Below are 23,163 nucleotides of genomic sequence, written 5' to 3' on the forward strand. Positions count from 1 at the left end.
AAGTCACGTTACAAAATAATGTTCATCAAGAACATTGCACCAAACGCATTCAATACCGAAATCGCGATCATCACCGGGATGTAGCGACCTTCAGTACCAATTGGTCCCATAATACGTCCCATGTATTGCACCAACAAACTTGAAGATAAACATCACAGCAACCGCTAGGCCAATTGACGAAGTTACCGCCAAAGAACCATCCATAACTGGAAGGGTGAACAGTACTGTACCTGAAGAGAAGAAGTTAACGATCGCCCCGCGCCAGCATCAGTACTTTGAAGCGACGCAATCAATGCTAAGCCTGAGTTGCCAGGAGTATCCATCAAAGCTAATACTTTCGCCACCGTCTTTCTTTTTCACTATAATCTATTGAATTATTAAGATATCTATCACACTGCACATGGTTATTTAGGTCTACTCTTTTACCCGTGTTAATAACTTATTAACTTCGGAGCGTAATCCATGTTAGGTATCCAGCTTTCTGCTGTTCTCTCTTTGTTACTCTTTTCTTCGGTAGCAGGTGCTGCCACTTCTCAGTTGGGAGAACCACTCAAGCTCACCAACTCATTCGCTGGCTACCTATCCCTGACCATTTTCGTTGTCGCCTACATCGTGGTGATGATGGAAGAGTACCTAAAGCTCCGAAAATCTAAGCCAGTGTTACTTGCAGCAGGACTGATCTGGATAATCATTGGTTTTATCTACCAAGAACACAACCTTGTTGAAGTCGCTAAGCAAGCACTCGAACACAACTTACTAGAATACGCTGAACTACTGCTGTTCCTACTCGTCGCCATGACGTACATCAGTGCCATGGAAGAGAGGAGGTTATTTGATGCATTGCAAGCGTGGATGGTAGGCAAAGGGTTCAATTTCCGGTCTCTATTTTGGTTAACAGGTATTCTTGCATTCTTCATTTCCCCCATTGCCGATAACCTCACCACGGCTCTATTGATGTGTGCTGTGGTTCTTAAGGTCGCAGGCTCTAATCCAAAATTCGTTAACCTCGCGTGTGTGAATATCGTGATAGCTGCCAATGCCGGCGGCGCATTCAGTCCGTTTGGGGATATCACGACACTAATGGTTTGGCAGGCTGGACATGTCAGTTTTACCGAATTCATTCCGTTATTTATTCCTTCAGTGATGAACTACTTGGTTCCAGCACTGATCATGTCTTACTTTGTTCCAACCACTCAGCCCGATACTGTGCACCAACACATCGAGTTAAAACGTGGCGCAAGGCGAATCGTCTTCTTGTTCATCATGACAATCGGTACCGCGGTCGCTTTCCACGCCGTGCTTCACTTCCCTCCTGTAATGGGCATGATGATGGGGCTCGCCTACCTCCAGTTCTTTGGGTATTACCTACGCCAGACCTTGCCCAATTCGCTAGCTAAGAAAAAAGCGGTGGCGATTGCTAACAAAGACGAAGGCGCGCTTAAGAGATTAGGTTCAGTCGTGCCCTTTGATGTATTTCGAAGAGTGTCCCATGCCGAATGGGACACTCTGCTGTTCTTCTACGGCGTGGTAATGTGTGTCGGTGGCTTGAGTCTACTGGGATACTTGGAGCTTGCCTCTGGCGTGATGTATAGCCAATGGGATCCAATTTGGGCCAACATCATGGTGGGGATCTTATCTGCGATTGTCGATAACATTCCGGTGATGTTTGCCGTGTTATCGATGGAACCTCAAATGTCGATGGGTAACTGGCTACTGATCACCTTAACCGCAGGCGTTGGCGGCAGCTTGTTATCTATTGGTAGTGCGGCAGGTGTGGCGTTAATGGGCGCGGCGCATGGCAAATACACCTTCTTTGGCCACTTGAAATGGATGCCAGTGATCATGATTGGCTATGCCGTCAGTATCGCTGCACACCTATGGCTTAATGGCGATCTTTTCTAATTCGGAGATCTTTTCTAGTTCGAACTGTCTTTCACAGGCTTATCTACAAGTGTCCAGACGTTACTCAATTGTATCGCTGGACATTGGTTGCAAGTTAGCATCTCGCCCTTCTGTTGAATGCGCATCACTAGTCTAGAGTCAGTTCGGCTGCTTCCAGAATTGAATTCAATGGTGATCAAGTCATCATCAACACGATAGGTTCGAGTCACGGAATTATCCGTTGTTTGATAAGTCACTTGCCCGGATTCAAAAAGTAGATAACTGTCATTATCTGCGTTCTCATACATACCTTTGAACAGAGCAAGCTGTGGAACCTCGAAAGGTCGGCTGGTATCAGTTAAACAACCTGTCAGCAATAATGCAGAGCTGCAGCCAGATATTAGTAAGGGGAATCTATTCATTTGGGCATCCTTGCCTAGAGAACATAGTCAAAGAATATGCAACCAAATCGATATTTCCCAGAAAGCGTTGATTTTAATTCAAAGTCATATTTTAAGAACCACTCGCCTTCACCATTAAGTAGTACGAGATATTCAGCCAGCATCTCGACAGGCTCATGGCTAAATCGCTTGCTAGTCTTGCTCTCTTCCCTCTATCACCAATAAGTGCTGTTTACGTTCTACGCCACCTGCATAACCCGTCAGTTTGCCGTTTTTACCAATCACACGGTGACACGGCACAATCACTGAAACCGGATTTTTGCCATTCGCCAAACCCACAGCACGAACGGCTTTCGGATTGCCTATCGCATCGGCCAGTTGTGCATAGCTCCAAGTCTCTCCATAAGGAATGGTCGTCAGCGCCTGCCAAACCGACTGCTGAAATGGCGTGCCCTTGGCTGCAATCGGCACAGAAAACTGAATAGCTTCGCCCGAGAAATAGCGATTAAGCTGCTCGATAGCCAATGCAAAGATCGGAAAGCTATCATCTTGAACACCCAACGGTTCCGGCTTGGTGGTATGTGTCTCGAACCAAAGGCCGAGCAAGCCTTCATCGTTCGCCTGTAACGTCACGGTTCCCAATGGGCTCTCATAGTAAGTAAAACGGTTGTCCATGATATCTCCTAGCTTAGTATTCCGATTAAGACTGATTCCAACAGTGGAACGTGGCGTAACTACCCCAAGGCGAAACACTCTCCGTGTTGATGGCGGGGCGATGCTCAATAAACTTCTTCACCACCAAGTCACCAACCAACAGATGATTAGGTTCGCTTAACCCGCGAAGCAGTGCATATTGAATAGTCCAAGGCCCAATGCCCTTTAGGTCAATCCACTTAGAAGGGTGTTCGGCTTCGTTGTCGACCATGTATTCGGCAAAACGCTTTAAAGTTTCCTTACGACTTCCCGGCATTCTTAAAAAGCTCACATCAGCATCAGCTATTTGTTTAGGTGTTGGGAAATACGCTTTCTCAGATGCATAAGCAATTTGTTGTAAGTCAGAGCACTCTTGGGAATTAGCCAACTCTTGTAAAACAGAAGCTTGATGCGTACCAGAAATCTCTCGCACCAGTAAGTTGAGTTGGCCGATCGCTGCTGTTACTGAGACTTGCTGCCCTAGAATCGCTCTTACACCAGCCTCCCAAGCACTCCAAACGCCAGGAATACGGATACCACTCTTGGCAACCAAGTTAGGATCAATGGTCATAAAAAAAGCCTCAACCTTGGCAATATCGACATCAAGGTCGAACATACGTCGAATGTTAGCAATCAAGCTTCTTAATTGGCTTATATCGTCCAACTCAAATTCAATATCTAAGCGGTTTTCTTTTACTAAGGTGGCCTTGAACCAGCCTTTAGAACCATTCACATTCACCGTGCGTTGATAATAGTTTTCACCGATGCCCTCCAGACCTTCAATCATTCTTCGTCGATAAAAACCCAACAGGTGCTCCCAATCTAAAGGGCCATGAAAACCAAGTTGGATATGGTTACTCAGGTAGTTGCTGGGTTTAGAGCGTCGGATTTGGCTTGGTGAGAGCTTCAGCTCTTTTAAAAAGGCATCATTAAAACGGCGCGTACTATTGAAGCCACTAGCAAAGCCGACATCAGTAATGCTCATGCTACTGGTGTGCAGCAACTGCTTGGCAAACATCAATTGACTGTACAGACTATATTGCTTGGGTGACACGCCGATGTAATTGTCGAATAAGGTTCGTAAATAACGATCTGAAATACCTAACCGCGTTGCAAGGTCGACGATAGATCCTGAATTCAGAGCGCCATTATCAATCAACTGCATCGCACGTAAGAAAGTGGTTTCGACGCCCTTCCAAGCCGGCGAAAAAGGTGCGCTGTCTGGTCGACAACGTAAACAAGGACGATATCCCGCTTTCAATGCTTGAGCTTGATGGGAAAAATATTCGACGTTTTCTTCTTTGGGTGGTGTGGCTGGGCAAATCGGGCGACAAAAAATTCCTGTCGTTTTCACCGCTGTAAAAAACATCCCATCAAAGCGAGCATCTCGTGCATATCGAGCCAAATGGCACTGCTCACTGGTTAAGCTGCTGTTGTGATTGATCTTTTTCGACATGCCGTACTCTTCCCACTTACCATAGCGTTTGATCCGATACCTAAAAGTTTACCGTGAACCACCATTGTCGCTAGCCACTTTCGGAAGCGAAGGTCAGATAAATCACAAAAAAGGGTTTTAATTTTATTCAATTCGACTAAATTTAACCTAGAGAGGACATTCTTCTCACAACGTCAACGATCGGTACTTAGCACGCCAAGATGCAGAGACCTATCGAATATAAAAAGGAAAAGGCTATGGTTCTACACACATGTCGTATTGTTTTATCAAATCAACAGGTTCTCACCAGTCAATCAGTCGAGCAGTCTCTAAGCTTTCTTGAAGACAAAGCGGACAACGGGATTTCTATGATCGAGATTGACGCAACGGATGGCAATCAAATCCATTCGTACATGTCACACTCTCTTGAAGAGTCTATTGAGAATCTAATGAACCTATAGGGCTTTTAATAAAGGCTACACATACCAGGCCTAAACGATATTTATGGAATTAGAAACGATCTCTAGTTCCGAAAAGAAGTACATTTCTGGTTTAAAACAAAAATGGCTCCCAACTATACAATTAGTTGGGAGCCATTTTTTATTGAATCTAATCAGCAAAGCCACTGCTTACCGCGAATGCCGTTACTCAGGTGCTTGTTCAGCGGCTTGCTGCAATGTGTAAGCCGTCGATGGGTCAATCTCATTAACCAACTTCTCAACCTGCATGATCGCATCAACCGAGGTACTGCTTTTACGGTAGCTCAGATAAATTGGGAGATACCAGTCTTCAACCCCTTTCACCTTGTGCAGCTGACCCGAATCGATAAAAGGTTCGACTAGAGACACCGGAAGATACGCACTGCCGCCTTTCTCTAAAATGAAATCGAGGGCGATACGGGCTGTAGAGGTACGTAGGTACGGTGCTGGCACTTTAGGGTGACGTTCTGCGTGTTCAGAACCAAAGCGCGTTCCCCAATCCACATAAACATACTTATGTTGAAATACAGATTCCAGATCATCTTGCTGCGTTGATACCAACACCAAAACCAAGTCAGCGACTTTTTTACAGTTCAGCTCTTCTGCTTTGATCTGATCGAACGCGAAAGCCATATCTAAGGTTCGTTCTAACAAATTACGGTTCAGTTGCTCGCGCCCCATCACCTCTGCCATAAAGCCGTAACCACCAAAAGAGTCGGTTACCACACTTAAACAGTTTTGCAGATACGCATCCCAAATATTCGGCGTGCCGCCCAGCGTTAACTGCAAGGCTTTACCACTCTCTAACGACAGCTCAAATTTGGCTTGTTGTAGGGTGGACACCATCACTTCGGCATAACCAATCAAACGTTCACCGGAAGATGTGAGTTTGATGTTATTGCGGTCACGAATGAAGAGCTGAGTATCAAAATAGCCTTCAAGCTGTTTGATCCGCGCACTCACCGCCGCTTGTGTTAAATACAAGTTTTCAGCTGCACGCCCAAAATGGCGCACCCTTGCAACCTCAAGAAAGGTTCTAAATACTTTCACATCCATCAAATACATCTCTGTAATAAATCTGCTAACTAGCCGATCTAGGATTGTTTATCGTAAAGGCAAAAACATTTTGTTTCCTATTTTAGCCTTTTAACAATATTTTCGCGTGAGCAATAAACACTAATTTCTATCTAACCACATTACTGAGGCTGATATGTCTGAGACCGAATTCCGACACGGAAAAAAACGTTTTTATGACACCATTAAATTCCCGAGAGGGTTCGCTAAGTCGGGTGATTTTACTCTTTCAGAAGAGGAAATCCTAACCTTGTTTGGTGACACTATGCTTGCACTTGAAACTGGTGAACTAGCACCAATCAATGCAGAAGAAAAACACTTCATTAAAGTGTTGTCTCACCCTCATAAGGCAAAGTCCAAGTTAGAGCGTGTTTGGTTGAAGTACATTCAACTGGCTCGTGGACGCCGTCGCTTTCACACCCTAAACGGCTGCAAACGCGGCGACGTATCTAGGGAAGAATACGAAAGTGAGTTAGTGTTAGAAGATTAGTAAAATCGCTCAAAGTGATACCTCATCACTTTGGGCTTTTTTTTGCCTTCAAACACACATCTTCTTTGTAATTGGTAAGTTTAGCCAACCTATCCATTTTTACCAATATTTATATACAATTCATAGCGATAGCGTGACTAAAACACAGCTCTCGTTCAATCTTATGGGTATTCATCCCACTGAGATTCATCGTTCTTCATCCTGCCCCTGTCTTTTATCACGATAGCGCTCCATTGCCATCATTATTTTTCTAGTTTCAACTATACGCTCAACGCTTGTTTATACTCGAAACACGTTAATGCACCAAAATTCGTCAATGGTTCGAGCGATGCCATTATTGCAATAATCGTATCAAGGCATAGAAACACACCAACCCTTTCAGGTGCTGAATTAGATCAACATTGCTGTATATGACAAACGTATTAATCTTGTTTAACGCCACCAAATATCCATACAATAATTGTGCAATTTTGAGAGTTCCAGTCACAGTTACGACGAAAAAAGCAAAAACTTGACCTAAAACAATAGCGGAACTGGATAACTTATTTTATAATGCGAATTAATGTTTCAGAACACTATAAAATTTTATTTCTAGGGGCAAAATCAATGAGACTTATTCCATTAAGCAACAAAGCTAAAGTAGGTAAATGGGCTGCTCGTCATATCGCAGATTCAATCAACAAGTTCGCTCCAACGGCTGAGCGTCCATTTGTACTAGGTCTTCCTACTGGTAGCACACCTCTAACTACTTACGCTGAGCTAATTGAACTTTACAAAGCTGGCGAAGTTAGCTTCAAGCACGTTGTAACATTCAACATGGATGAGTACGTTGGCATCGACCCTAACCACCCAGAGTCTTACCGCACATTCATGCACGAGAACTTCTTCAACCACGTTGATATCCAAGCAGAAAACATCAACCTGCTAGACGGCAAAGCTGAAGATATCGATGCTCACTGTGCAGCATACGAAGAGAAAATCCGTTCATACGGCAAAATCAACCTGTTCATGGGCGGCGTAGGCATCGACGGTCACATCGCATTCAACGAACCAGGTTCTTCTCTATCTTCACGCACTCGTATCAAAACGTTGACTGAAGACACTCGTATCGCGAACTCTCGTTTCTTCGATGGCGACATCAACCAAGTTCCTAAATACGCACTAACTATCGGTGTTGCTACTCTTCTAGATGCTGAAGAAGTGATGATCCTTTCTCTAGGCCACAACAAAGCTCAAGCGCTTCAAATGGCTATCGAAGGTTCTGTAAACCACATGTGGACTGTTACAGCTCTACAGATGCACCGTAAAGCTATCATCGTTGCTGATGAGCCAGCTCAACAAGAGCTAAAAGTTAAGACTCTACGCTACTTCCAAGAGCTAGAAGCTGAGAACATCCAAGACCTATAATTCCTATAGTCTTGAATAGCAGGGCGTTTTTATAAAGAGAGCGTCTTGAATAGAAAAAGCCACTGAATGTGGCTTTTTTTGTGCCTGCTGCTTTTGTATTTAATGGGAAGATATTTCGGATATTTTTTAGAAGCACAAAAACAAAAAAGCGATTTCTCAAACAAGAGAAACCGCAATGACGGTATATTCTAAGATGGATAAAACGAATTAAAGCTAGATAAGCTAAATAAACACTTTAGGTGTAAGCTCAAGCGAAAGCTTCAAGCTATGAACTCAATAGCAAAAACTAAGAACTCAGCGCGTTATCTCGGCACAAGGTGTTAATGATGTCTGTAATAGCCAAAACGATCGTGGATTTCACTTTCTGGTTATGTCGACCCAAGAACATTTCTAACATTGGACCAGACATGGTTTTCACCATCTCAGGGTCGTATTCAATAGGCATAATACGCTGAATAGCATGTACTTTGTTTAGCTCAAAGATGATATCCACTTCAGTAAAACTGGTGTCATCACCCTGTATTTTCGCCCATTCTTTTAAGGTCACGAAAATCTCTAAGTCGTCATAAAGCTCTTTACTGATCACGCCAAGCCCCAGAAGCAACTTTCCGCGTATCATTATTTCCCCTAGCGGCCCGCCACTATTGAGAAGAGGTTCTACAACGAACTTAATCGCAGTATCGTCTTTCTTGAAAATATTTTTTAAAACCGAATCTACCGTATCATCCAATGCATCATAAGCGGCCATCAGGCAAGCGCCAGCACTCTCAGCCTCGGAAAGTGCTTCGAGTAATTCTGTTTCATGATTAGTTTGTATTGGCATAACGGCTCGGCAATAAGAAAGTGCCACAGGAGTGGCACTTTGGTGGTTTATCATTTCAATGCTAGATAAGCTTGTTCCGCTAGTTTAACAACTTCTGAGTCACTATTCAGCTCAGAATAATATGCTAATGTCTCTGCAAAGCCTTTTTCTGCAAACATTGCTTGAAGTTCAACCGCTTGTGGGTCGTCTTCGTTCTTGTAATGGAACGCAGCAGCGATTGCTTTTACTAGGTGAGCATTCGGTAGGCCGTACTCTAATGTACCGTTTAGAGGCTTAACTAGGCGGTCTTGCGGGCTCAGTTTACGAATTGGCTGACGACCAACGCGGTCTACTTCATCACGTAAGAACGGGTTAGCAAAACGACCTAGAATCTTTTGGATGTAGGCAGCGTGTGCTTCTGGATCAAAGCCGTAACGCTTAATCAGAACCGCACCACTCTCTTCCATCGTCGCTGTTACTTCAGCGCGGATTACGTCATCTTCGATAGAGTCTTTAATAGTCTCATGACCTGCAAGCACACCAAGGTATGCCGTTACCAAGTGACCTGTGTTTAGCGTGAACAGTTTACGCTCAACGAAAGCCATTAGGTTATCAGTGCATTCCATTCCTGGGATGTTTGGAATCTCACCTTTGAATTGTGTTTGATCTACGATCCACTCGCTGAACGTTTCAACCGTTACCGCTAGAGGATCTGTTTCGCCCGCTTCTGCCGGTGGAACAATACGGTCAACCGCAGAATCAACAAAGCCAATGTGCTCTTCAGTGAACGCTTTCATTTCATCAGAAAGGTGCTCTAACACGGCTGCTTTTAATTGGCTAGTACCGCGAACCATGTTCTCTGCCGCGATGATGTTCATTGGTGCAGTGTTGTTTGCTGCTGCACGCTTTTCAATGCCTTGAGCGATAGACTTAGAGATGATTTTAAGAACCGTAGGGCCCACTGCAGTCGTCACAAGATCAGACTCAGCAATGCAATCTACTACTGCGCTTGTCGCTGAGTTTACTGCTGTCACGTTCTTAACAACTTCGACAACACACTCTTCGCCAACAATCTTAACTGGGTATTCTTGGCGTTCAATTAACGCATTTACAACCGTTTCATTTACGTCAGCAAACGTAACCTTCATACCAGCATCAGAAAGAAGCTTACCAATGAAACCACGACCGATATTACCTGCACCAAAATGTAACGCTTTCATAATTTTGACCTTATAAATATTTGAATCTAGATAGCTAACTGCTCAACAACATGCCTTGACGATGTGCCCTAGGCATTAAGCAGTAAGCTATTCAGACTGAATCTTGTTAGAAAGATTAAGACCGAAAATGAGGCCAGTAGGGGGATACCGACCTCCTTCACTCAGGAGCTTGACTAGAGCTTTTTAGTTTCCGTTGAGAATACGTAGAACATCAGCAGGGTTTGTTGTGTTCTGTAGGCATTCCACAGCTTCTTCATCATCGAGTGAATTGGTAATCGCCATCAGCACCATGTTGTGCTCATCGCCTTGTGCGGCAATACCGATAACCATCTTCGCGATATCATCTTCATCTTCGCCCCACTGAATACCTTCAGGGTACTGACAGAAAACGATGCCGGTTTTTTGTACGTACTGTTTCGCTTCGATTGTGCCGTGTGGTACTGCGATAGACTCACCTAGGTAAGTAGACACAAGCTCTTCACGAGCAAACATGCCATCTACGTATTCTGGTGATACGTTGCCAAGTTTTACTAATTGTTCGCCAGCAAACTTGATTGCGTCTTCTTTTTGAGTCGCTTTAAGGCCAAGGAAGATGCTGTCGTCAGTGAGTGCAAGCTTGTTGCCTTCTTGCGCTGGAGCTGCTGCAGGAGCCGGAGCTTCTACTTTCGCTTCACCACTTTGAGCATCGACAAGCTCGGCAACTAGTTGGTCGTATACGCCGCCGTCTAGGAAGTTGCTTAGAGACATATGCATCGCACCTGGCACAGTGCTACGAGCACGGTCTGTTAGGTCTTTATGCGTAATAACGATTTGCGAATCAGCCGGTAGGTTGTTGATTGCGTAGTTGGTTACTTCAATGTCTAGGCCAGCTGTTGCTACTTTCTTACGTAGTAGACCTGCACCCATTGCACTTGAACCCATACCCGCATCACACGCTACATAAACTGCTTTTACATCCGCTAGGTTTACGTTTGCTTCTGCTGCTGCACCTTTAGAAGACGCTTTCATGTCTTTCATTTGTGCAGAAGCTTTCTCTAGTGAATCTTCCTCATCATCTTGCGCTGATGTTTTAAGAAGGATTGACGCTACAACAAACGATACTGCCGTTGCTGCGATAACAGATAGAATCACGCCGATGTAAGAGCCTTTTGGCGTCATCAGTAAGACTGCGAAGATAGAACCTGGAGATGCTGGAGAGATAAGGCCAGAATCGAACATTACGTTAGTGAATACACCCGCCATACCACCTGCGATTACCGCAAGAATTAGACGTGGGTTCATTAGAACGTAAGGGAAGTAAATTTCGTGGATACCCCCTAGGAAGTGGATGATAGATGCACCAGCAGCAGATTGCTTCGCGCTACCTTTACCAAACACCATGTAAGCAAGTAGAAGACCAAAACCAGGACCTGGGTTTGCTTCGATTAGGAAGAAGATAGAGCGACCCATCTCTTCAGATTGCTGGATACCTAGTGGAGAGAAGATACCGTGGTTGATTGCGTTATTTAGGAATAGAATTTTCGCAGGTTCAACAAAAATAGATGCTAGAGGTAGTGCACCCGCTTCTACCATTGCGTTTACGCCAGCCGCAAGTCCGCCAGACAGAATCTTAACCGCAGGACCAATCACGATGAACGCGATGATCGCACAGATCATGCCGATGATACCCGCAGAGAAGTTGTTCACTAGCATTTCGAAACCACTCTTCACTTTACCGTGAACAGCTTCATCGAATTTCTTAATTGCGATACCACCTAGTGGACCCACAATCATTGCACCCATGAACATTGGGATATCAGTACCAACGATAACACCCATGGTCGTGATGGCACCCACTACCGCACCGCGGTCACCACCAACCATTTTACCACCGGTGTAACCAATCAATAGTGGCAGTAGGTATGTAATCATAGGGCCAACCATTGATGCTAACGTTTCGTTAGGCCACCAACCGGTTGGGATGAATAGTGCAGTAATGAAACCCCACGCAATAAATGCGCCGATGTTTGGCATTACCATATTGGATAAGAAACGACCAAAGTTTTGAACCTTAATCTTTGCTTCTGGTGATAACATAGGTAGAACCCCGTAATGTATTGGTTGGTCAAATGACCGAAAGTGTGTACTCAAAAGTCGATTAAAATGTATCACAACATTTCCAAAATGCACCTTAGCCCAACTTTCGTGATAGCCATCACACACGAAAAACACTTTCGGGTTAACAAGCACACCTTAGATCACAAAAACACCATGAATTTAAATTACAAAGCCAAATTAATGAGAATAGATATCATCAATACACGATCTAGATCACATTTTATTTTGTAATACTTAAAAATAAAATGTGATCAAAGTCACATTTAATAAAATATAGCATCTAAGATCTATATAAACCGTATAAAAGAACATCGTGTCACGTATATAAAATATGCACCCAGATGAGCAAAATCGCGATTCCTGTAATTTAATTACAGGTTGAGCTACATTTTGCTAAACATACAAAACGAGACCTAACGCTCTACTAAAAACATAGACCACTGAACTGCAGTTAGCATTGATAGATGTGATATGGTATTTACCAACGCTATCGCATCATATATATCTCCAACACCCATCAGCTGATCACTCCGCTATTTGAGAAAAGACTATGTCAGACAAAATTTCCACATCCGCACTCGCTAAACAAAAAGGCATAGAAGCTAAAGCTTTATTTAGCGATCTAAAAACAGCGGGCTATATAGTGCGTTCACAAGAGCGTTGGATTCTCACAGAACGGGGAGAAAGCTTTGGTGGGGAATATGTCGAACACAAGAAGTTTGGTGTCTTTATTGTCTGGCCAGAGAAACTGCTTATCGATTTGGACTCATTCTCAGGAAAAACACTCACCGCCACCCAGCTTGGCAGTGCCTTTCAACTCAGCGCAAAGAAAATCAACTTACTGCTCAACGAGCTTGGTTGGATAACAAAAGAAGAAGACGGTTGGCATGTCACCTCTACAGGCTTAAAAGCCGGAGGTGAACAAAGAGAAGACAAAGCGACTCAAAACTTATTCGTGGTATGGCACGACTCATTGGTTCGCAATAAACGTTTAAAGCAGTCTGTTGTTGAATTCCTAGGGCATGATGCTGAAAGCCACTCGACCGATGTGTCATTCTCCAGTTTTCGTCAGAAATTTGAGGCGAAGCACCGAAGCTTAGACGGGCATTATGTTCGATCAAAGGGAGAGCTGATCATTGATAACTGGCTTTATATGGCAGGAGTGGTCCATGCGTACGAGCGTCCGCTTCCGATATCAAAAGAAGTGATCAGCGATTTTTATCTACCAAGTGGCAAAGTATACATCCAGTTCTGGGGAACTGATTCTGCGCCAATCGCCGAAAATAAACGTGAAGCTACGAGAAAAATCTATGAAGAGCATGGTTTTGGTTTAATCGAAATCACGCCAGAAGATATCCCCAACCTAGACAGCGTACTTCCGCCATTATTGCGCCAATATGGTATCAAAGCGTACTAAGCTACTGAATCTAGAGATTCCACCTCCATTAAGATCACACTTATTGAATCATTATGGACATTATTAACCATAGTGATTTGATATGTTCGCTATTTTTCCCGAGTCATTCTTCTATTATCTTACACCCATCGACTTGAGCTACCGCAGATACTCGATTTATTGGGGCATGTTCGATAACTATTTAGACGTTCAATCTATTGAGATTCGTTTAAATTGGTTATCCGTTTATTGTTGACGTAACTGAACATAAAACCCTACAACATTTATTATTGATAGATATTAGGATTCAACATGACTCATCCAATCATTACTGATCTAAACACTCGTTACACAGCTAAAAAATACGATGCAGAAAAGCGCATCTCTGCGGAAGACATGGAAGTAATCAAAGAAGCACTTCGCTTGTCAGCTTCTTCTATCAACTCTCAGCCTTGGAAATTCATCATCATTGAGAGTGACGCAGCAAAACAACGCTTCCACAATACTTTCGAAAACATGTTCCAGTTTAACCAACCACATGCGAAAGAAGCGTCACACACGATCCTGTTTGCTCACGATCCTAAGTACACTAAAGAGAAATTCGCGAAGCGTGCTGATACAGAAGTAAGCTCTGGTCACTTACCAGCTGAAATGTACGAGCAATTCTTAGGTGCTTACGCATTCGCAGAAATGAACACAGACGAAACAGGTTTCAACGGTAACTGGACTAAGTCTCAAGTTTACATCGCACTAGGTAACACACTGCACACACTAGCTCGTCTAGGTATCGCTTCAACACCTATGGAAGGTGTAGATGCAGCTATGATCAGCGAAGAGTTTGCTGACGAACTAGAAGGTCACGTTGTTGATGTAGCGCTAGCTATCGGCTACCACAAAGACGGCGAAGACTACAACTACGGCAAACCAAAAGCGCGCCTAGCTCTTGATGAAGTCGTTACAACACTTTAGGGCGTGTTGACCTTTCGTGGTTAAATTTTGTTCGGATGGGGACGCCTAGTCAAAAGCGTTTTAATCGCGGTGAGGGAGAAGTAGCCTAGTCATTCTAAGCAAACCTCCCTCAACAAAGAGTAAAACGCTTTTTGCGGGGGCGCCCAGCTCGAACCCTTCGGGCAGCGTTTGCTGGTCATTTCTACTGCGTTATCGGCTTCTCATGTAGGCTAGCTACACATCGATGCCTCTGCCTTGTATAAATACCCTGCAACTCACTGCAAAAATCAGCTCGAAAGATCAACACGCACTAGTTATTGATGTGACAGAGCCCTAACCGCAGGGGTATCAGGCAAGAAAACCTCGATAAACAAGAACAAAAAAAGCCAGTCAACAGACTGGCTTTCTTGTATTCATCTTAGTGCGATAAGCACATTGCGTTTAAGTAAAGGCGAACATTAACCGATAAACGAGATGTAACCCTGAAGGATAATCAGGTTAACGATATCGATAAAGAAGGCACCAACAATTGGCACCACCATGAACGCCTGTGGTGAAGGACCAAAACGGTTCACCAAAGAGCCCATGTTCATTACCGCTGTTGGTGTTGCACCTAGGCCGAAACCACAGTGACCACCTGCCATAACCGCTGCGTCGTAGTTAGAACCCATTACTTTGAACGTCACAAAGTAAGAGAAGATACCTAACACAACCGCCTGAACCGCCAGGATAACCAAGAACGGAATCGCAAGGTCAAATATGTTCCAAAGCTTAAGGCTCATTAGCGCCATTGCTAGGAACAGTGACAATGACACCGTACCAAGAATATCGACCGTTTCGCTGTCAGTCTTATGCAGCTTAGTCACTTCAAACACGTTAGTGATGAACACACCGATAAACAACGCGTAAACGAAGTCAGGAATCATCAACCAAGAAATTTCAAAAGTCGCCACCCACTGCTCTAGGTACTTCGCACCCGTGATACAGATAAGAAGGATGAACAACACTTCAATCACCTTCTTCGCCGTCACTTTGTCTTCTTCATACTCGTTGTAAGTAACAAGTTCAGGGAAGCGTTCATGTGTTTGCGTGCCAGTGCCGTACTCAGATTCAAGCTGGTTTTTATCAATCAGCTTTTGCGCCACTGGGCTACCGATAATACCACCGATGATCAAACCAAAGGTCGCTGAAGCCATCGCGATTTCTAGCGTATTTGCAATGCCAAACGTGTCTGCAAAAGTTTGAGACCAAGCCGCGCCTGTGCCGTGACCGCCCGAAAGGGTGATAGAGCCAGCAATCAAACCCATCAAGGGTTCAAGGCCTAGTGCCGTAGCTAAGGTTACGCCTACACCGTTTTGGATAATGATGTAAACCGACGCTACCCCTAAGAATAGGAATACCTTAGCACCACCTTTTATCAGCTGCGTGTAGTTCGCCGCAAGACCGACCGTTGCAAAGAACATCAACATAAACGTGTTCTGCAGGGGCAAGGAAAACTCAAGATCAAGGCCGTTAAAGTGCAGGGCTGTAATAGCAAAAGCGACAATCAATCCGCCGACAATGGGCTCTGGAATGTTGTACTTTTTGAGAATCGGAAGCTTTGCATTGACGAAATGACCTAGAAACAAAACACTAATCGCGATTAGGAAGGATTCTAGTGGTCCAATTGAAATTAATTGATTCATATAACCTCTATTTTTTTACGTTCTCATCTTCCCTAATGAGTCTAGTTTTATCTGTAATTATTTGTGCTGCTCTACCTATATTTATACAAACTGGAGAGAAAGTGTGGATTCGAAAAGCGAACACATTACTGCGATCGCTTAGTACCATGTTAGTAGCACGTTAACTTTTATAGGAGATAAAAGGATTTGTGACAACAATCACCTCCTAAAAGTTGAAAACGGCGTGAGTATCTATGCCGCTGACTCTGCTTTCTTAATACCTAAAAAAGCAAAAAGGAGCTATTTCTAGCTCCTCTTTCATCACCATCGCTGGTAATTAGAATTTTTTCGGTGCGTAACCAGTCATAACCTCAATGCGAAGTTCTTTACCGATCTTCGTCATTGGGTGAACAATTACGAGTCCTTTAACAGACTTTTTAAGTTTACCCATATCCGCTTGCTCAGCCTTAGTGATCTCACGGCTAAATGGCATATCAACCAGAGACTTACGCTCTTGGTTCACATCATAGCTTTCTTTGTGTTTAAGCTGGGCAATTTTCTTAGTTAGCTTCTTAATCTCTTCCTCGAACTGACGAACAACAGGACGATCATTACGAGTTTTAGCAGCATCTAACTTGTGGCGACACTTGTCTAGACGGTTGTTAATTTGTTGAAGTTCGTTTTTAACACTCATAATAATTTCCTAAGATTAAACAAGCCAATTCGGATTGGGGCGCGGAGTATAGCACAAGGGTTGTGTTGAACCGAAATTTATCTGTTAATTACCAATAGAAACGAATCACATCGACACCGCTCATTCAGCTTACTTATTCTTTGTGGCGAATCTCTAAGCGGATTATTCATTGATAGGATAGCGCCTACTTCAAAAATTGCAGTCCTCGATGCATCAAAATTCCGTCTAAACTTATACTCTAACGCAATAACTAAATCAGGGTACACAGCTTGGAGTTGTTACCCCCAGCACGACTCTGAATCGCAACGTAATCACAAGGATAGCCGATGACATTATTGAAACGAACATTGACCTGCAGCCTAGCCCTGAGTGCAATGTTTGCCACAACTTATGCATCTAGTGAACAAGCCACCCAAAGTAACCTAATCGTCGAGTACTCTACACCGCAAAATACCGAAGAAGAGCAGCTCAAACGAGAGATTCAAAGCAGTGGCGTTAATGACACCGTGGTCGACCTATCAAACCAACTCTTCATGTTTGAGAAGCCATTAACCATTCAATATGGCGGGGAAGAAGGACCACTCTACGATCCACAAACCCATCAAGTACTGATCCCTTACAGTTTTTACGCTGAGTCACTCAATTACTTTGAGAAGAACCAATACGAAAAAGAGTATGGGAAATCTGCGCAAACCGGCGCTATTGATACCTTGCTGCACACCCTGCTACACGAGACTGGGCATGCGTATATCGAAGATCAGAACATTGCCATATTGGGTAAAGAAGAAGATGCGGTTGATAACCTAGCAACCGTGCTACTGCTTAACTACGTAGAGCATGGGGCCGACGCTGCTATCAGCGCTGCAGACATGTTCGCTTTCGAGTCAGAAGACCGCCCAGAGTATTACGACTTGGGGGAATACATCGACGAGCACAGTTTCGACCTGCAGCGTTACTTCTCCACGTTATGCTTGGTGTATGGCAGCGATCCCGATGCCTATAAGAACTTGCTCGATGAAGTGGAAAACGACTATTTGAAAGACAGAAAAGAGTTCTGCGTTGAGCACTTTGACGTGATCAATGAAAATTGGCATCAGTATTTAAAAAAGAGTGACGATGCTTAAAGGTTAGTGTCGAGAACTAGGAAAACGGCTTTGGCATCAAATTCCAAAGCCGTCACTCGATAGATTGGCTTAAGTCTTACGTGTTAAGAGTTAAGAGTTAAGAGTTAAGAGTTAAGAGCTTAAACCCTAGACGTTCACTTTGTACTTCAGATCTTGAGCTTCATCGCCGGTCATCCCTCGAAATCCCCAGCAATGCGATGGCTGTTCCTTAATGGAAATTTCAATATCAATTGGAGAGATAGCTAACTGCTTCTCTATTTCAGAAAATATCTTCTTAATTAAGCGCTTTTTGGTGTTTACCGCTCGACCTTCCATCATATTTATCTCAATGACGGTATAGGCTTCTGTTCTTCCTTCCGGGTAAAAGAAGTCATCTCGTTCCAATGGCACAAACCGATGTGCTCGCTTGTCATCGGGTAAACCCATTTCACTGTTCAAGCACTGCTGCAACACATTAGAGAGCTGCAACTTAATTGGATTTAAGCACTCTTTGATACCATAAATAACAATCATGACCATTCCTTTGATGCGATGTTAGGTATAGAAGAACGTCAGATAGAAGCATCGTCTGGCAACTACCCATTCGCTTACTATTTGTTCATATATTACCTAATGACGCGTATGAGAAAAGGTAAAAACAATGAATTTATGAACAGGTGCAACAAAATATCTATCCCTTTGCGAACATAAGCCGAAGCGAATTGATCGAACACCACCCTCCCCGCGTATATCTTCTCGAATCACATCTGAACTAAGGAGTACTATGTGCCGAATTCACCTAGGAAGACCACGCGGACAGACGCCGAACCAGAAACACCCGTAGAGTCTTCTCTGGAGCTCGCTGTGTTTCCCCTCCCCATCTTCCTTTTACCGGGAGGCAGACAAAGACTGCGCATTTTTGAGCCAAAGTATCTCGCGATGGTCGCTCACGCAGCGCAGGGCGATGGTTTCATTATCGCCACTCAAGACAAATCTAACTCTGATCATCTCAGCTCTTGGGGAACAAAGGTGACCATCGTCGACTTCAATATGTCGGACGACCAGATATTAGAAATTGATGTCGAAGGCGAAAAGTTGGTGCAATTGCATGGGTCGTTTCGAGACGATGATGACCTGATTAAAAGTAAGTTCAGCTTGTTGCCTCACTGGCCTACCGATGAATATAAAGTGCCTAACGTGTTTACCGCTTTTTTGGTTCAGTTGTTTCGCGACCACGATTCGATAAGAACACTCTATCCCACTCCTGATTTTGAGAGCCCACAATGGATCTGTGCGCGATTGCTCGAAATGATGCCTATCCCACTGGAAAAGAAAACAGAATTTACTGAGCCAGCCAGTTTTCCGTCTCTAGTTCCTTTTTTGAATCAAATCATTACGGGGCAATAAGCACTTTTCTTCACTATAATTTTGTATAGTAGAAATTAATTTAAATTAAAGTGATCCTGACTTTCTCCTTTCACGTAGTGCCCATCAAATTCGCATGATGGTTAGTTACTATGCAAGTGGAAAGCAGAAGTTCAGGGAACGGCAAGGAGCATGTCATTATTCCCGATAACAAAGTACCTACAGACAACAAAGTACCTACAGAGCTCTCGAGCTGGCTGGTGTTGGTTGGTACAGACCGAGACAAGCAGGCGTTCACCTGTTTGTTCAAGTTCTTCGCTCCTAAGATCAAGCGTTTTGGTATCAGTAAGTTGGGTGGCGAAGCTGCTGCAAACGAGCTAGTTCAAGACACGATGACTAATGTTTGGAAGAAAGCACATCTCTACAATGTAGATAAAGGCGCTGCGACCACTTGGGTCTACACGGTAATGCGTAATGCAGCATTCGACATGTTGCGCAAAGTGAAAGCGAAAGCCGAACAAACGATAGCCGACGATATCTGGCCAATCGATGCGATGGTAGCCGAGTCTCAAAGCGAAGATTTGCCATTCGGTGACCATTTGATGAGCCGACACGTAATGACTCAAATAGAAAAGTTGCCTCTCGCTCAGAAAACCATCGTCAAAGGCGTTTACTTTCAAGAGCTCTCTCAAGAGCAACTCGCTCAGCAACTTGGCGTCCCACTTGGAACAGTGAAATCACGTCTGAGACTCGCTTTAGCCAAATTAAAAGTTCACATGGGGGAACAAGACCATGATTAAACATCACCCAAACGCGGCAATCTTGAAAGACTTCGTCGATGGCACGTTGGCTGATTCAGTTTCTTTGATTGTTTCTAGCCATGTAGAGCTGTGTGAACACTGCCAACAACAAGTCAAGCAGCTTACAGCTGTAGCAGCGAATAATGCTTTTGACGCAGAGCCAGTATTCTCAAATGAAGATCTAGACAGCTTCTCAATGGACGACATGGACTTTGATTTTGACGCGATAGAGCAAATCACAGCTGATACTTCTCAGTCTGTTGAAGTGACTCCAGAGGTTCAGAAAGTAACTGTTGCTGACACGACATTCACAATCCCTCGCGCTCTAAACTCAGTAGCGAGAAAGGACTGGATGAACCTAGGCAAAATTTCACGAGCAAGACTCGATTTTGCTGACGAAGCACACCACACCAGCTTGTTGCACATCGACAAAGATGGACAAGTGCCTTGCCACACCCACAAAGGCTTCGAGATCACGCTTCTTCTAGAGGGCAGTTTCGAAGACGAAATGGGCGTTTACAACAAAGGTGACTTCATCTGGTTGGATGGCAATCACACTCATCAACCGGCAACAAAAGAAGGTTGTGTCTGTTTAACCGTTTCAAGTGATGCGCTTTACTTCACAAAAGGTGTGAGCCAACTATTCAATCCACTTGGAAAATATATCTATTAACCCAGTTGCAGGCTATAAATATACAGGATGGCATAAAGCTATCCTGTATATCGTCACTACATCTGAATAAAAACAACTACGGTGTCAAAGTAAAAACACACCCAGCTCTGTAAATACGATTAGCAATGTTGAACTATAAGAAAAAGCTCAGAGCAAGAGCAAAGGAGTTGGCCAATGGAAAAGAAAATCAAAATCGGTATCAGTGCATGTGTTGCTGGACATAAAGTACGTTTCGACACAGGTCATAAACGCTCTCGTTTTTGTACAGACGACCTAGCAGACTACGTGGAATTGGAACCTGTTTGCCCAGAGATGGCTGTTGGTCTTCCAACCCCTCGTCCAACCATTCGTCAAACAAGAATGCTAGATGACATCATCCATGTTTCTCGCCCTGATGGCTCAGGTGATGTGACCAACGAACTGATCGAGTTCGGTCAAAACTACTCAAAGAAAAACCAACACATTGCTGGCTTTATTGTGTGTCAAAAAAGCCCAACCTGCGGCATGGAGCGCGTGAAGGTGTACCACCACCATGGTCGCGGCTCTGAATCGACAGGCATAGGCATGTTCACCCAACAAATTATGGACGGCAACCCGTTACTTCCCGTTGAAGAAAACGGCCGCCTTAACGATCCCATTTTGCGTGAAAACTTCATGACTCGAGTGTTCACTTACCAAAAATGGCTCGATCTTGTGGATGAAGGTGTGACCAAGCACAAACTGATTCAGTTCCACAGCGCCCACAAATATCTAGTCATGTGTCACCACGTTGAGGGTTACAAAAGCTTAGGCAAACTGCTAGCGGGTAATGATTTAGATATCGACGAACTAGCGGCTCAATACATCGAAGGCTTGATGACGGCGTTGTCTCATCACGCGAATCGAGGCAGTCACGCCAATACGCTGCATCATTTGCAGGGTTACTTTAAAAAACAACTGAGTAGCGCTCACAAGCAAGAGCTGACCAACCAGATCGCATCATTCAGAGAGGGCGTTGTTCCACTGCTAGTGCCACTGACACTGATCAATCACTACCTGATGGAATACCCGAACGAATACCTAGAATCACAGGTTTACCTAAACCCGCACCCTCAAGAACTTAAACTGAGATACGGATATTGAGCGACATACTATGGATACGACGAGACCTGCGGATTCACGATAACCCAGCGCTCGTCGCGGCAGTTGAAAACGGCGTAACGACCGCCGTTTTCATTTCAACGCCTCAAACGTGGCGGCAACACCACCTTGCGCCGATCAAAGCTGATTTCATCTATCGTCATCTAAAACAACTCGATTCCCAGCTCGCTGAATTCGGGATAACGTTGCTTCACCTGAAAGCTAGCGACTTTGACGACCAATCCAAACAGCTCATCGATTTGTGCCAGCAGCTTGATGCCAAGTGCGTCTACGCTAACTCTGAACCAGAGGTCGATGAACAAGCTCGCGATAAAAAGCTGATTTCAAGCGGCCTAAACCTGAAGATCAGCGATTGTGACGTTATGCTGCCACTCGGTAGCGTTCTCAACAAACAAGGCGAGATGTTCAAAGTCTTTACGCCCTTTAAGAACGCTTGGTTAAAAGAAGTTCAGGTGAAAGGCATCATCTGCAGTCCAGCTCCTGTCGAGTCAGCTGAACGTTCACAAACACAGCTTCCTGACGACTTACAAGCCTTAACCATCTCTGCTGACTATGATTTCGATTTTCCGCGTGTTGATTCGAGTCGCTGGCCATTAAGCCAAGATGTATTGGGCAATGTGATCCCCAATTTCTTAGGCAATAAAGTCAACGACTACGCACGTCTGAGAGATATTCCCTCAGTTAAAGGAACATCGGGGCTATCACCTTATTTAGCGATTGGCGCCGTGAGCCCACGTTGGTTAGCGATTCAATTGATTCAGCAGCAACCCGATCTGTTATTTGATACGCAATTACCGGCCTTTTGTTGGCTCAATGAATTGATTTGGCGAGATTTTTATAAGCATTTGATGTTCCACCACCCTAAACTGGTCAAAGGTGCTAACTTTCAGCAAAAATACAATGGTTTAGATTGGTATCACGATCATCCTAGCTTCAAAGCTTGGTGCGAAGGAAAAACAGGATATCCATTGGTTGATGCCGCAATGCGTCAACTGGTTGAAACGGGCTGGATGCACAACAGACTAAGAATGGTGGTGGCAAGCTTCCTAACCAAGCACCTGCTTATTGACTGGCGTTGGGGCGAGCGTTTCTTTATGTCGCACCTTATCGACGGAGACTTTAGTGCCAACAATGGTGGCTGGCAGTGGGCTTCAAGTACTGGCTGTGATGCTCAACCTTACTTCCGAATTTTCAATCCAATCACTCAGAGTGAAAAGTTTGATCCAAAAGGAATTTTTATTCGTAAGTACATACCAGAGCTGCAAAATATCCCAGATAAGCATGTACATTTCCCACATGACTTTATCGCTAAAAACGGAATAGACAGCGAATACTGGCAACCCATCGTTGAGCATAAAGAAGCACGATTGAGAGCCTTAGCCTTCTTCAAATAATTAGAGT

The 23,163-nt window shown here is 44.2% G+C and carries 22 protein-coding genes and 1 pseudogene; 12 read left to right on the plus strand and 11 right to left on the minus strand.

The window, feature by feature from the left end; genetic code table 11:
- Window positions 1-126: 126 nt before the first annotated feature.
- Window positions 127-353: pseudogene (locus AB6E54_RS04940) on the minus strand (YjiH family protein); the annotation flags it as partial.
- A gap of 109 nt (window positions 354-462) precedes the next feature.
- On the opposite strand from AB6E54_RS04940, the gene nhaD reads away from it, so the two are divergent.
- Window positions 463-1,902, plus strand: a complete 1,440-nt coding sequence (nhaD, locus tag AB6E54_RS04945) for a sodium:proton antiporter NhaD (RefSeq protein ID WP_372106720.1) — start codon at window positions 463-465, stop codon at window positions 1,900-1,902.
- Between the two features lie 14 nt (window positions 1,903-1,916).
- On the opposite strand, the gene AB6E54_RS04950 is transcribed toward nhaD, so the two are convergent.
- The 3 genes from AB6E54_RS04950 to AB6E54_RS04960 form a co-directional block, all read right to left on the minus strand.
- A complete protein-coding gene (locus tag AB6E54_RS04950; RefSeq protein ID WP_017061522.1) occupies window positions 1,917-2,303 on the minus strand; it encodes a hypothetical protein in 387 nt (128 codons plus the stop codon).
- A gap of 171 nt (window positions 2,304-2,474) precedes the next feature.
- Complete coding sequence (locus tag AB6E54_RS04955; RefSeq protein WP_017061521.1) at window positions 2,475-2,957, minus strand: methylated-DNA--[protein]-cysteine S-methyltransferase; 483 nt, start codon at window positions 2,955-2,957, stop codon at window positions 2,475-2,477.
- Between the two features lie 25 nt (window positions 2,958-2,982).
- Window positions 2,983-4,431 carry a DNA-3-methyladenine glycosylase 2 family protein gene (locus AB6E54_RS04960; RefSeq protein WP_372106719.1) on the minus strand — a complete coding sequence of 483 codons (1,449 nt, stop codon included), beginning with the start codon at window positions 4,429-4,431 and terminating at the stop codon, window positions 2,983-2,985.
- Between the two features lie 236 nt (window positions 4,432-4,667).
- Here AB6E54_RS04960 and AB6E54_RS04965 point away from each other — a divergent pair, with 236 nt between their 5' ends.
- Complete coding sequence (locus AB6E54_RS04965) at window positions 4,668-4,871, plus strand: hypothetical protein (protein ID WP_017061519.1); 204 nt, start codon at window positions 4,668-4,670, stop codon at window positions 4,869-4,871.
- 183 nt (window positions 4,872-5,054) lie between these two features.
- On the opposite strand, the gene AB6E54_RS04970 is transcribed toward AB6E54_RS04965, so the two are convergent.
- Window positions 5,055-5,945 carry a LysR family transcriptional regulator gene (locus AB6E54_RS04970; protein WP_017061518.1) on the minus strand — a complete coding sequence of 297 codons (891 nt, stop codon included), beginning with the start codon at window positions 5,943-5,945 and terminating at the stop codon, window positions 5,055-5,057.
- 154 nt (window positions 5,946-6,099) lie between these two features.
- Here AB6E54_RS04970 and AB6E54_RS04975 point away from each other — a divergent pair, with 154 nt between their 5' ends.
- Both AB6E54_RS04975 and nagB read left to right on the plus strand, forming a co-directional pair.
- The gene (locus tag AB6E54_RS04975; RefSeq protein WP_017061517.1) at window positions 6,100-6,453 is read left to right on the plus strand and encodes a DUF413 domain-containing protein; all 354 of its coding nucleotides are present in this window, start codon (window positions 6,100-6,102) and stop codon (window positions 6,451-6,453) included.
- 606 nt (window positions 6,454-7,059) lie between these two features.
- Complete coding sequence (gene nagB / locus AB6E54_RS04980; protein WP_017057618.1) at window positions 7,060-7,860, plus strand: glucosamine-6-phosphate deaminase; 801 nt, start codon at window positions 7,060-7,062, stop codon at window positions 7,858-7,860.
- Window positions 7,861-8,146: 286 nt separating this feature from the next.
- On the opposite strand, the gene AB6E54_RS04985 is transcribed toward nagB, so the two are convergent.
- The 3 genes from AB6E54_RS04985 to AB6E54_RS04995 all read right to left on the minus strand — a co-directional run bounded on the left by AB6E54_RS04985 (window position 8,147) and on the right by AB6E54_RS04995 (window position 11,958).
- Complete coding sequence (locus AB6E54_RS04985; RefSeq protein WP_022571110.1) at window positions 8,147-8,683, minus strand: MltR family transcriptional regulator; 537 nt, start codon at window positions 8,681-8,683, stop codon at window positions 8,147-8,149.
- A 50-nt stretch (window positions 8,684-8,733) separates the two neighbouring features.
- Window positions 8,734-9,882, minus strand: a complete 1,149-nt coding sequence (locus AB6E54_RS04990; RefSeq protein ID WP_372057717.1) for a mannitol-1-phosphate 5-dehydrogenase — start codon at window positions 9,880-9,882, stop codon at window positions 8,734-8,736.
- 183 nt (window positions 9,883-10,065) lie between these two features.
- Entirely contained in the window at window positions 10,066-11,958 is a 1,893-nt protein-coding gene (locus tag AB6E54_RS04995) for a PTS mannitol transporter subunit IICBA (RefSeq protein WP_017066361.1), read from the minus strand.
- Window positions 11,959-12,529: 571 nt separating this feature from the next.
- Between AB6E54_RS04995 and AB6E54_RS05000 the strand changes: the two genes are divergently transcribed.
- Both AB6E54_RS05000 and AB6E54_RS05005 read left to right on the plus strand, forming a co-directional pair.
- Complete coding sequence (locus tag AB6E54_RS05000) at window positions 12,530-13,396, plus strand: hypothetical protein (RefSeq protein ID WP_017070219.1); 867 nt, start codon at window positions 12,530-12,532, stop codon at window positions 13,394-13,396.
- A gap of 291 nt (window positions 13,397-13,687) precedes the next feature.
- Window positions 13,688-14,344, plus strand: coding sequence for an NAD(P)H-dependent oxidoreductase (locus tag AB6E54_RS05005; RefSeq protein ID WP_017061511.1), 657 nt, complete (start codon window positions 13,688-13,690; stop codon window positions 14,342-14,344).
- A 437-nt stretch (window positions 14,345-14,781) separates the two neighbouring features.
- Here AB6E54_RS05005 and gltS read toward each other — a convergent pair whose 3' ends face one another.
- Entirely contained in the window at window positions 14,782-16,008 is a 1,227-nt protein-coding gene (gene gltS / locus AB6E54_RS05010) for a sodium/glutamate symporter (RefSeq protein ID WP_017060972.1), read from the minus strand.
- A gap of 316 nt (window positions 16,009-16,324) precedes the next feature.
- On the minus strand, window positions 16,325-16,681 hold the full coding sequence (locus AB6E54_RS05015) for a YibL family ribosome-associated protein (RefSeq protein WP_017060971.1): 357 nt from the start codon (window positions 16,679-16,681) through the stop codon (window positions 16,325-16,327).
- A 326-nt stretch (window positions 16,682-17,007) separates the two neighbouring features.
- Here AB6E54_RS05015 and AB6E54_RS05020 point away from each other — a divergent pair, with 326 nt between their 5' ends.
- The gene (locus tag AB6E54_RS05020; RefSeq protein ID WP_017060970.1) at window positions 17,008-17,805 is read left to right on the plus strand and encodes a DUF4344 domain-containing metallopeptidase; all 798 of its coding nucleotides are present in this window, start codon (window positions 17,008-17,010) and stop codon (window positions 17,803-17,805) included.
- Between the two features lie 126 nt (window positions 17,806-17,931).
- Here the strand turns inward: AB6E54_RS05020 and AB6E54_RS05025 are convergent, their stop codons facing one another.
- Window positions 17,932-18,318, minus strand: a complete 387-nt coding sequence (locus tag AB6E54_RS05025; RefSeq protein WP_017072356.1) for a tautomerase family protein — start codon at window positions 18,316-18,318, stop codon at window positions 17,932-17,934.
- A 252-nt stretch (window positions 18,319-18,570) separates the two neighbouring features.
- Between AB6E54_RS05025 and AB6E54_RS05030 the strand changes: the two genes are divergently transcribed.
- From AB6E54_RS05030 to phrB, 5 genes are all read left to right on the plus strand, one after another.
- Window positions 18,571-19,191, plus strand: coding sequence for an LON peptidase substrate-binding domain-containing protein (locus AB6E54_RS05030; protein ID WP_017065084.1), 621 nt, complete (start codon window positions 18,571-18,573; stop codon window positions 19,189-19,191).
- Window positions 19,192-19,301: 110 nt separating this feature from the next.
- Window positions 19,302-19,949: a sigma-70 family RNA polymerase sigma factor gene (locus tag AB6E54_RS05035; RefSeq protein ID WP_017060967.1), complete on the plus strand. Its 648-nt coding sequence runs from the start codon at window positions 19,302-19,304 to the stop codon at window positions 19,947-19,949.
- Window positions 19,942-20,622, plus strand: a complete 681-nt coding sequence (locus AB6E54_RS05040; RefSeq protein ID WP_017060966.1) for a ChrR family anti-sigma-E factor — start codon at window positions 19,942-19,944, stop codon at window positions 20,620-20,622. Before AB6E54_RS05035 ends, AB6E54_RS05040 begins: the two co-directional genes overlap by 8 nt.
- Before the next feature lie 174 nt (window positions 20,623-20,796).
- Window positions 20,797-21,744 (plus strand): DUF523 and DUF1722 domain-containing protein, encoded by a 948-nt coding sequence (locus tag AB6E54_RS05045; RefSeq protein ID WP_017060965.1) that lies wholly within the window; start codon window positions 20,797-20,799, stop codon window positions 21,742-21,744.
- Complete coding sequence (phrB, locus tag AB6E54_RS05050) at window positions 21,741-23,156, plus strand: deoxyribodipyrimidine photo-lyase (RefSeq protein WP_065583940.1); 1,416 nt, start codon at window positions 21,741-21,743, stop codon at window positions 23,154-23,156. The genes AB6E54_RS05045 and phrB overlap by 4 nt, the downstream gene beginning before the upstream one ends.
- Window positions 23,157-23,163 lie beyond the last annotated feature (7 nt).

The sequence above is a fragment of the Vibrio sp. 10N.247.311.49 genome (genome assembly GCF_041467655.1).
GTDB lineage: Bacteria > Pseudomonadota > Gammaproteobacteria > Enterobacterales > Vibrionaceae > Vibrio > Vibrio crassostreae_C.